Source organism: Agaribacillus sp. DX54, from assembly GCF_056858335.1.
Genome location: NZ_JBXEQE010000064.1, coordinates 1 through 9,218 on the forward strand (window position 1 = coordinate 1; position 9,218 = coordinate 9,218).

At 41.2% G+C, this 9,218-nt stretch carries 6 protein-coding genes and 1 pseudogene; 2 read left to right on the top strand and 5 right to left on the bottom strand.

The window, feature by feature from the left end; translation table 11 throughout:
• Nucleotides 1–312: pseudogene (locus AC04NP_RS29880) on the top strand (polysaccharide deacetylase family protein); the annotation flags it as partial.
• A gap of 126 nt (nt 313–438) precedes the next feature.
• Here the strand turns inward: AC04NP_RS29880 and trxA are convergent.
• The 3 genes from trxA to dnaE form a co-directional block, all read right to left on the bottom strand.
• Nucleotides 439–762 (bottom strand): thioredoxin, encoded by a 324-nt coding sequence (gene trxA, locus AC04NP_RS29885; RefSeq protein WP_482863780.1) that lies wholly within the window; start codon nt 760–762, stop codon nt 439–441.
• A gap of 155 nt (nt 763–917) precedes the next feature.
• The gene (locus AC04NP_RS29890; RefSeq protein WP_482863781.1) at nt 918–2,159 is read right to left on the bottom strand and encodes an NAD(P)/FAD-dependent oxidoreductase; all 1,242 of its coding nucleotides are present in this window, start codon (nt 2,157–2,159) and stop codon (nt 918–920) included.
• The gene (gene dnaE, locus AC04NP_RS29895; RefSeq protein WP_482863782.1) at nt 2,159–6,340 is read right to left on the bottom strand and encodes a DNA polymerase III subunit alpha; all 4,182 of its coding nucleotides are present in this window, start codon (nt 6,338–6,340) and stop codon (nt 2,159–2,161) included. The genes AC04NP_RS29890 and dnaE overlap by 1 nt, the downstream gene beginning before the upstream one ends.
• Nucleotides 6,341–6,491: 151 nt before the next feature.
• Between dnaE and AC04NP_RS29900 the strand changes: the two genes are divergently transcribed.
• Entirely contained in the window at nt 6,492–6,599 is a 108-nt protein-coding gene (locus AC04NP_RS29900; RefSeq protein WP_482863783.1) for a hypothetical protein, read from the top strand.
• A 778-nt stretch (nt 6,600–7,377) separates the two neighbouring features.
• Here the strand turns inward: AC04NP_RS29900 and AC04NP_RS29905 are convergent.
• Together AC04NP_RS29905 and AC04NP_RS29910 are read right to left on the bottom strand one after the other, a co-directional pair.
• Complete coding sequence (locus tag AC04NP_RS29905; protein WP_482863784.1) at nt 7,378–8,310, bottom strand: helix-turn-helix domain-containing protein; 933 nt, start codon at nt 8,308–8,310, stop codon at nt 7,378–7,380.
• Between the two features lie 315 nt (nt 8,311–8,625).
• On the bottom strand, nt 8,626–9,218 hold a 593-nt coding region (locus AC04NP_RS29910; RefSeq protein WP_482863785.1), incomplete at its 5' end, for an ATP-binding protein.

Sequence of the window (9,218 nt, forward strand, 5' to 3'; positions counted from 1 at the left end):
TACTTTGAGCGGCAATCGAAGACTTTATGGGGGTATGAAATATTTCAGATCCTGTTGATTCACTCCAATCATCTGAATGCCGATTACCTGGATTCCTTGCTTTCCAGGATGAAACAGCGGAAATACCGGTTTGTAAGCCTTGAAAAGGCATTGACCGACAAGGTATATACCAATAGAGATACCTTTGTGGGAAAGGCGGGTATTTCCTGGATCGACAGGTGGGCGCTCGGGATGGGTAAAAAGGAAAATTTTTTCAAGGACGAGCCTACTACCCCTCAATTTGTGCAGGAAGTAGCCGAGATAACCGAATGATACAACCTTTACCAGTCCTCTTGACCGGTTAAAAATCCGAATAGAGTTATATTCTAATTCCCTGTAAAATAAAGAAGCCCTGGCAATATACCAGGGCGTTTTTATTTATATCAAACAAATGGTTGTTTATGCTATTTGTGCATCTAATTTTTGGGCCAGAACGCCTTTTGGCACCGCGCCAATTTGTTTATCGACAATTTCTCCCGACTTAAACACCAGTAGAGTGGGAATACTCCTTATACCGAACTTGGCCGATACATTGGGATTTTCATCTACATTTACCTTCCCTATAACCGCTTTTCCATCGTAATCTGTAGCTAACTCTTCTACCAAAGGTCCAATCATTTTACAAGGTCCGCACCACTCAGCCCAAAAATCCACCAAAACAGGTTTATCAGAGTTTATTACTTCTTCAAAGTTGGCGTCGGTTATTTCAACTGTGTTTGCCATAATTTTTATAGTTTATATTTTTTGTATCGTTAATTTGTGAGTTAAAACGCAAATATAATACAAAAGTTCCCTGCCACCACAATTTGGCATGGAATTCAAACGGAAATGTAATTTAAATGACAAAAAGACAGTTTCCGGCTCATATTTCATGACATTTAGCCAAATAGTAGTTTCAGGTAAAACAATGGATTTTTTAACCTGGACTTGATATTGGGGTCGACAAACATGCTGGAAATCAGGTCTTTTAACTGGTCATTTTTTCCGGCTTTATTGACGACAAGGTTAAACAACCAGGGAAAATGCAATAAATTTTGCAAAGTGGTGCTCAAACGTAGCTCATGACCGAGTTTATGGTAAACCAAGTGGTCATAAGCCAGCATGGTATTTTTGCTAAAATCATCCTTTTGAATACAATCTATGGCATGCTGCGCGGCGTACAGGCCACTAGCCATGGCATTGCCAATACCTTCCCCGGTAAATGGATCGATCAAACCCGCAGCATCGCCCACCTTCATCATATTCCTGCCGGAGAGCATCCTTTTTTTTGAACCAAGCGGCAAACCGAAGCCTTGTGCAGGGGCGATTTTTTCTGCTTTGACAAATCTTTTATTCAAATGATTGTTAGACCTGATAACTTCATCCAGCAGTTCTCGCAGATTAATTTTATGACGGCTTACCTTGTCACTTCTTATGCCGATACCTACATTGGCCTGGTCGTTTGGCAAGGGAAAAATCCAAAAATAACCTGGCAACAACCTTTTAAGGAAATGCATTTCAATATAATTCTTGGCATGATTGTCTTGTACGCCTTTAAAATATGCTCTTACACCCGCCATATGGTGTTTTTTTTCAGCAGATAAAACAGTGCCATTCAGTTTTTTTGCCAGCACTGACTGTGCCCCGTCAGCGATAATAGCAAGCTTGGTAGTGATTTTCGTTTTTCCCGATCTGTCACTCAGCATGATTTTATCTCCACGATAAGTGAAATTCTCGATTCTCAGCCCCTCAATGCTTGTAACCACCCCTAATTGCTTCACTTTTTCCCATAAAAAGTTGTCAAAATGGGATCTTTTGATGATAAATCCGGCAGGCTGATCAGGCCTTTCGTGGTTTTTCGGCTTATAGGGGATATCGATGGATTTCAAATTGGGAGCCACGAATCTTACACCCCATGAATCCAGGCTATAGGGCTGCAAAGTCAGTTCGTCGATTATTCCAGGGTCTAACTTTTTGAGAATATCCACAGACCAGCCACTTATACCGTCGCCACACACTTTGTCCCTCGGAAAAGTAGCCTGATCCACCAAAAGTGTATTTATACCTGCCCGACCTAAATGCAAGGCCGCAGCCAGTCCACCTGGCCCTGCACCTACAATCACTACTTCAGGATCAGGCATTAAACAATTCTGTAAGTTATCTCATCCAGTTTTTTCAGGGCCTCCAGCAGATTATTGTCAGGACTAACTTTGTATTTTCTTGACATCAATTCCACAGTCATTTTTTCTTCGCTATCCATCACATTGACATTGAAAGCGCATTTACCCGGAAATTGGGTGGCTATTCTATCCAAATGCTCTATTAAGTCTTCAGAAACCAGCCCGGCCTCGACATTCACGAGTACCTTAGTGGTCATTTTCTCCCTTATATCGGTCAAGAGCTCCATGGTGTTGATCTTTAAAGTCAGCTCAGATCCATTCCACTTTGTAGTGACAACACCCTTGATATAAATAAACCAACTTTTTACCATAAATTCCTTAAATTTCACATAATCGTCCGAAAAAAGGAAAAACGTATAAGATCCTGAAAAGTCTTCCAACATAAAGGTGCCGAAAGGCTTGCCATTTTTGGTGATCCGGTGTGCCACCTCTGAAATGCTGCCCGCTATGCGTACCTCTTTTCCATGCAAGGCAGAGAGGTCTTCCAGCGCGGAGATTTTTGTATTGCAAAAGCTTTCAATTTCCAGTTTGTATTGATCGAGGGGGTGCCCGGAGATGTAGAATCCGATTACCTCCTTTTCAATTTTTAGTTTTTCTATTTCACCGAAAGGTTCGCAGGCAGCAACCTTAGGTTTGGGAATAGCGATTGTGGCATCGCCTCCGAAAATCGACTGCTGCGCAGAATTTTTTTCGAGCTGCATATGATTGGCGTACTTTACAGCCTTTTCGATCAGCGTAACGTCATTGTTCTCCGCATGCAAATATTGCCTCCGATGGTAGTTTGTGAAACAATCAAAACCTCCACCCATCGCCAGGCTTTCAAAAGTTTTTTTGTTGACAACCCTCAAATTGATCCTTTCCGAAAAATCAAAAATATCGGCATAAAGCCCGTTTTTTTCCCTTTCCGCAATAATAGCCTCTACCGCTGCTTCTCCCGACCCCTTGATAGCACCCAAACCAAAGCGAATTTCCCCCTCTTTGTTCACCTCAAAATTAACGCCTGAGTCATTAACATCGGGGCCCAGTACTTTTATACCCTGTTTCTGACATTCATCCAGGAAAAAAGTTACTTTTTCGATATTGTTCTGGTTGTGGGTTAGTACCGAAGCCATGTATTCAGCAGGGTAATGGGCTTTTAAATAGGCCGTATGATAAGCAACTATGGAATAGCAGGTGGAATGGGATTTATTGAAAGCATATGCGGCGAAAGCCTGCCAGTCTTTCCAGATTTTCTCAGCAATGTCTTCAGGGTGCCCGTTGGTTTTACAACCTTCCAGGAACTGTGGTTTTAGTTTTTCCAGCAGGGCAAAAATCTTTTTACCCATCGCCTTTCTCAATACATCAGCATCACCCTTGGAAAACCCAGCCAGTTTCTGCGAAAGCAGCATCACCTGCTCCTGATAAACGGTTATCCCATACGTTTCTGCCAGGTATTCTTCCATTTCCGGGAGGTCATAGCTAATCTTTTCCTTTCCATGTTTACGGGCAATAAAGTTGGGGATGTACTCCATGGGACCGGGGCGATAAAGTGCATTCATGGCGATTAAATCTGCAAATTTATCTGGCTTAAGTCCGCGTAGGTGCTTTTGCATACCCGGGGACTCAAATTGGAAAGTGCCATTGGTTTCACCCCTTTGGTATAAGGCATAGGTTTTTTCGTCATCCAGGGGCACATTATCGATATCAATGTCAATACCGTGCCGTTTTTTGATGTATTTCAGAGCAGTTTTAATGATGGTCAGCGTTTTAAGGCCCAAAAAATCCATTTTAAGCATACCGGCGTTTTCAACTACACTGTTGTCAAACTGGGTAACCAGCATTTCCGAATCTTTGGCAGTAGATACGGGGATAAATTTAGTGAGCTCATCTGGCGTGATGATAACACCACAAGCGTGGGTACCGGTATTTCTGACTGATCCTTCGATGATTTTGGCTTGCTGTAACACCTGGGCTTTCAGGTCCGAGCCCCGGCTGAGTTGATCCAGCTCGGGTACCTCTTTAAAGGCCTTGCTGAGGGTGGTTCCCGGTCTTTCAGGCACCAGCTTGGCCAGCCCGTTGGTTTCGGTCAGGGGTAGCTCCATGACTCTTCCCGCATCTCGAATCGCGGATTTGGCCGCCATCGTGCCGTAAGTGATAATTTGAGCCACCTGGTTTTTGCCATACTTATTAATCACATATTCGATAACCTTTTCGCGGCCTTCGTCATCAAAATCGATGTCGATATCAGGGAGTGACACCCGGTCGGGATTCAAAAACCGCTCAAACAGCAGGTCATAAACAATAGGATCTACATTGGTGATTCCTATACAATAGGCTACTGCCGAACCTGCCGCAGAACCTCTTCCAGGCCCCACTGAAACGTGCATTTCCCTGGCTTTGGAAGTAAAATCCTGCACAATAAGAAAGTAGCCTGGATATCCTGTGTTTTTGATGGTATTTAGCTCAAAATCCAGCCTTTCGGTAATCTCCGGAGCTAGTGTTTCATATCTTTTTTTGGCACCCTCATAGGTTAAATGGCGCAGGTAATCATCCTCTGTTTCAAATTGCTCAGGGATCTCAAATTTTGGCAACAACACATCGCGCTCCAGCTTATAGGATTCTATTTTATCCAGGATTTCGGAAATATTCTCAATGGCTTCGGGTATGTCAGCAAAAAGGGCCTTCATTTCTTCCTGGCTCTTCATGAAATATTCTTCGTTTGGAAAACCGTACCGAAATCCCCTTCCCCGGCCAATTTGGGTGGATTTATATTCACCATCTTTCACACACAACAAAACATCATGGGCATTGGCGTCTTCTTTATTGAGGTAATAGGCCTCATTGGCGGCAAATACCTTGACCCCATATTTTCTGGCAAATCCCAGTAAAACATCGTTGACATGGTTTTCTTCTTCCAGTCCATGGCGGTTAAGTTCTACATAAAAATCCTCTCCGAATACTTCCAACCACCATTGAAAAGCATCTTCAGCCTGGTGCTCACCTACATTTAAGATCAGGTTGGGCACTTCGCCACTTAACCCCCCCGTAGTGGCAATTAACCCGCCTGAAAAAGTTTTTACCAGATCTTTATCAATCCTTGGATAGATGCCATAAAGTCCCTCCACGTAGCCAAGTGAGCTGAGTTTGGCAAGGTTTAAGTATCCCTCTTTATTTTTAGCCAGCAAAATCTGTTGAAAACGTTTATCGGGTTGGTCTTTTGTAAACTTCAGTTTCAACCTTTCCTCTGCCAGGTAAAACTCGCATCCCACCACCGGTTTGATGTCATTTTTCAAGGCCTCGCTGACAAATTTGAATGCTGCATACATGTTCCCGAAGTCGGTAATAGCCAGGGCGGGCATATTACAGGCTTTGGCTTTGGCCACCATCCCTTTAATCGGTGGCGTAGCCTGCAATACTGAGTATTGAGAATGAATATGCAGGTGGCTGAAAGGCTTATCAATGACAACATTTTTATGCTCATCACCCGGCCCGGACTGCCGTTTAGGGCTATCTTTTTTGGCGAAATTGGCAGCGTCCAGTACCGGGGCTTCATAGACAATCTCCTGGTAAGGCACATCACCCAGCGGGGTGACTACTTTTTCCCGGATCAAGCCAAAAAAACATTTTGCCGTGGCTGCCACGTCGTAGGCCGCGTCATGGGCATCTTCAAATCCTTCGTTAAACAGTTTTTTGTGTAGCTCTGTCAGTGTTGGCCACTTGAATTTTCCTCCTTTTCCCCCGGGAATGGCGCAATATTCGGTTGATTTTTCTTTAGTGTCTAATATTTTGGTTTCCAGTAACTTACTATGAACATTCTTACGGAGGTATTCCGCACCCATGATGTTGATGTCGAATTCGATATTATGGCCTATGATCAGTGTGGACCTTGCAATATCCTTCGCAAAGGTATTTAATACCGCGGCCAGTTCATGCCCCTCCTCCGTTGCACGCTTTGTGGAAATACCATGCACCTTTTCAGCATTGTAGGGAATGGTGAAGCCTTCCGGCTTTACGATAAAGTTCTGCGCGTTGATTAGTTTTCCCTTGTTATCATGTAACTGCCAGGCAATTTGCACCAACCGTGGCCAGTTATCCAAATCGGAGATGGGGGCGTTGTAGTTTTTGGGTAATCCGGTGGTTTCGGTATCGAAAATCAGGTACATAGGTGAAGTGCTTTCTTTTGTTTGGTTAATCTTTGCTTATTGTGCTTTAATCCTTGTTTTTTAGCTTTTTGATTGCTCTTTTTATCTCTTATTCAGCTACTTTTTGTTTTTAAGTACCGAATAACATATAGTAACAAAAAGTCGGATTTACATGGGTATAAAGATAAGAGAAAAAAAACTTAATGATGGCAGAAAAAGTATCTATTTGGATATTTACCATAACAGAAAAAGACAGTATGAATTTTTACTGAAAGTTTAGTTTTCTCATTATCCTCAAGCCAAATTCTTTGATTAAATTCCATCAATGCTATTGATATTCCTTTTCTCACAGCAGGTTCTGTTATCTTAAACTCAGACTTAATAATCTTTGGATTTTCCGGGAACCCCGGGAATAATATCAAAATGCCATTTTGTTTTCCACTAGGAATTATTAATTCATAATGTTCGGTTTTTTTGGTTTTAAAGGATATAACATTTTTTAGCGTGCTACAATTTTCAATAGTTCGAATATTATCGAACATCTTCCATACGTCATGTTCAAAACTTTTTGGTGAAAAAGAAAATATTATCAAATGTTTGTCTATTTGAAGGCAATATTTGCCTTTGACTTTTACATTTAACTTGATTTGATTTTGGGTAAAAAAGACATCGTACAGACCAACCTTACCTTCGAAGGACTGCCAATTTGTAGATTTTTGTTTTGGAGTGAAAGATGCTGTGGATTTTGTTATTCTTTTCGTGTCTATCCCATTGTTTTTTCCAACAGATTTTGTCAATCCACTGAAATAGTCTTCTACTAACTCATTAAAGCGTTTTTCGGTTAGCCCGACATCACCGTCCACATACCAAGCAAAGGTATAAGTCCAGAATTGAGGACTTGATTCGTTTGCCCATTCAGGAGCAAATCGAACTTCTTCAATGCCTGTAAAATTAATTTTTGGTGCGAATGAAAGTGGTAAAGAAAATGACTCTTTGCTACAATCATTCGGTGCTTCTATTATATTTGAATTTGTATTTTTCCTATCCTCCTGTGATAATCAATCAGGGCACATTATTAAAAACGAAAATTGTACTAAAAGGAATTGCCTCATATTGCTCTTTTTTATAATAAAGGTAACGTGCTTGTTAGAAATAAAATAGAATGAAATTAGCTTATGACAATTTCCCTGGAACTTTCGGAAATCTTTAGGCAGGACACCGGTAAATTGTTTGAAGTTTCTCGTAAAGTGACTTTGATCTGAAAAGCCACATTTGAGAGCAATGTCTGTAAGTGTTACGTTGGTATCCTTGATCAATGTGATACCATTAGCTATTTTTAATTTTCGCATATAATTTCCTAAAGTGCATGAAAAATATTTCCTAAAATGCTTGGATATGGTTACAGGGTGTACGTCAGCTATCATGGAAAGCTCATCTAGCGTGATTTGCTCATTCCATCTATCATTGAGCAAATCCGATACTATTTGGACCCACCTTGGAGTTGAAACATAATCGCATCTGTCAGTATGGCTAACAAGGCTTAAAGACATGGATAATAAAGATGCCCGGCTACAGCAATCGTAGTTGAGCAGTTCATATACCATTCTGATAGATAAAAGTTTGGCATCAACATTATTTTTTACTGATGTGGCTAAGTCTATACTACCCAAATCATATTTATTTAAAAACTTATCGTCTAATTCCAATATAAGACTTTTCGAATAGTCATTCCGAAGCACTGTTTCATGAAATTCCCCTGCCTCATAATAGTCAATATCGCCGGTTGTACGTTGGTAAGCTATGTTTTTCCTTCTTTCAACATCTCCGCCTTGAAAGACAAAATCTATATGTGGGTTTTCATGGCAGTGCCATCCACCTTCATCTTCATCGACAGGGTAGTGAGTAATCGTGGTTATGCAACCCTCCAAATCTGCGGAATGGAATATTTTACCAGTGTAATTTCCTTTATTTAATGTATATCCTTCTGGCATAAAATTTTATTTCTCCCCATTGACAACAACAATATAGTGTTTTATCGCAGGTTTGCCCAAGGGTAGGGTAGACGGAGAAATCAAGTGAGATAATTGCAGATGGATGAAATGACAAGAACAGCATTTAGTATGCGGCCAATAAAACTTTAAAACGGAGTTGGACGATGGATGCTATCTTGCAAAATGCAGCTTTTGTGAGACTTTTTGGAATGGACTAGGAATTATTAATAATGAGGCGGGCTATTTTTGGTGGAAGAGTAAACTGAACTTCTGATTTTTTATCAAAAGAGTGCTTATATAATTCCTGATTATTATTTATCGATCTAAAACATGCCAGTACCCTCCTTTGGCCGGCCCTATTCGCTTTATTAATCCTTTCTTTTTCAGGTTTTCAAAATGTCGCTGTACAGCAGAGTGATTTATACCCATGCGCTGAGCAACTTCCCGGTAGGATATTGCTGGGAATTCTTTAATTATTTCTAATACTTGCTTTTGTCTTAATGTCAATATTTCATAGGTTACTTCATCTTCTTCTACAGTATCTATTGCACCACTTTTTGCACCACCTTTTGCACCACTTTTTGCTTTTTTACCAAAAGCCGGATGAACCGGAATGGTTACCTCAAAAAAACTACGGTCATCATCCGTGTCAAAGATTGCGAGCGGTGAGCCATTTTCCAAAAGTGCTTTTCTAATGGTCGGGATTCCTGTGGCCCGTCCTTCTGTAAGATCAAGTTCTTTCAGGAAGTCACCTAACCGCCGGTTACGGTACCGCCTGGGTTTTATTACCCCTTCTTCAAAGGCTTTCATTTTAATGGAACGATCGGGGCCGCCATAGTTAAGAATAGTAATACTATCCGGGTATATGCGTATTTCAACTAGTTCACGCACCTGGTAATCCCTGTGGT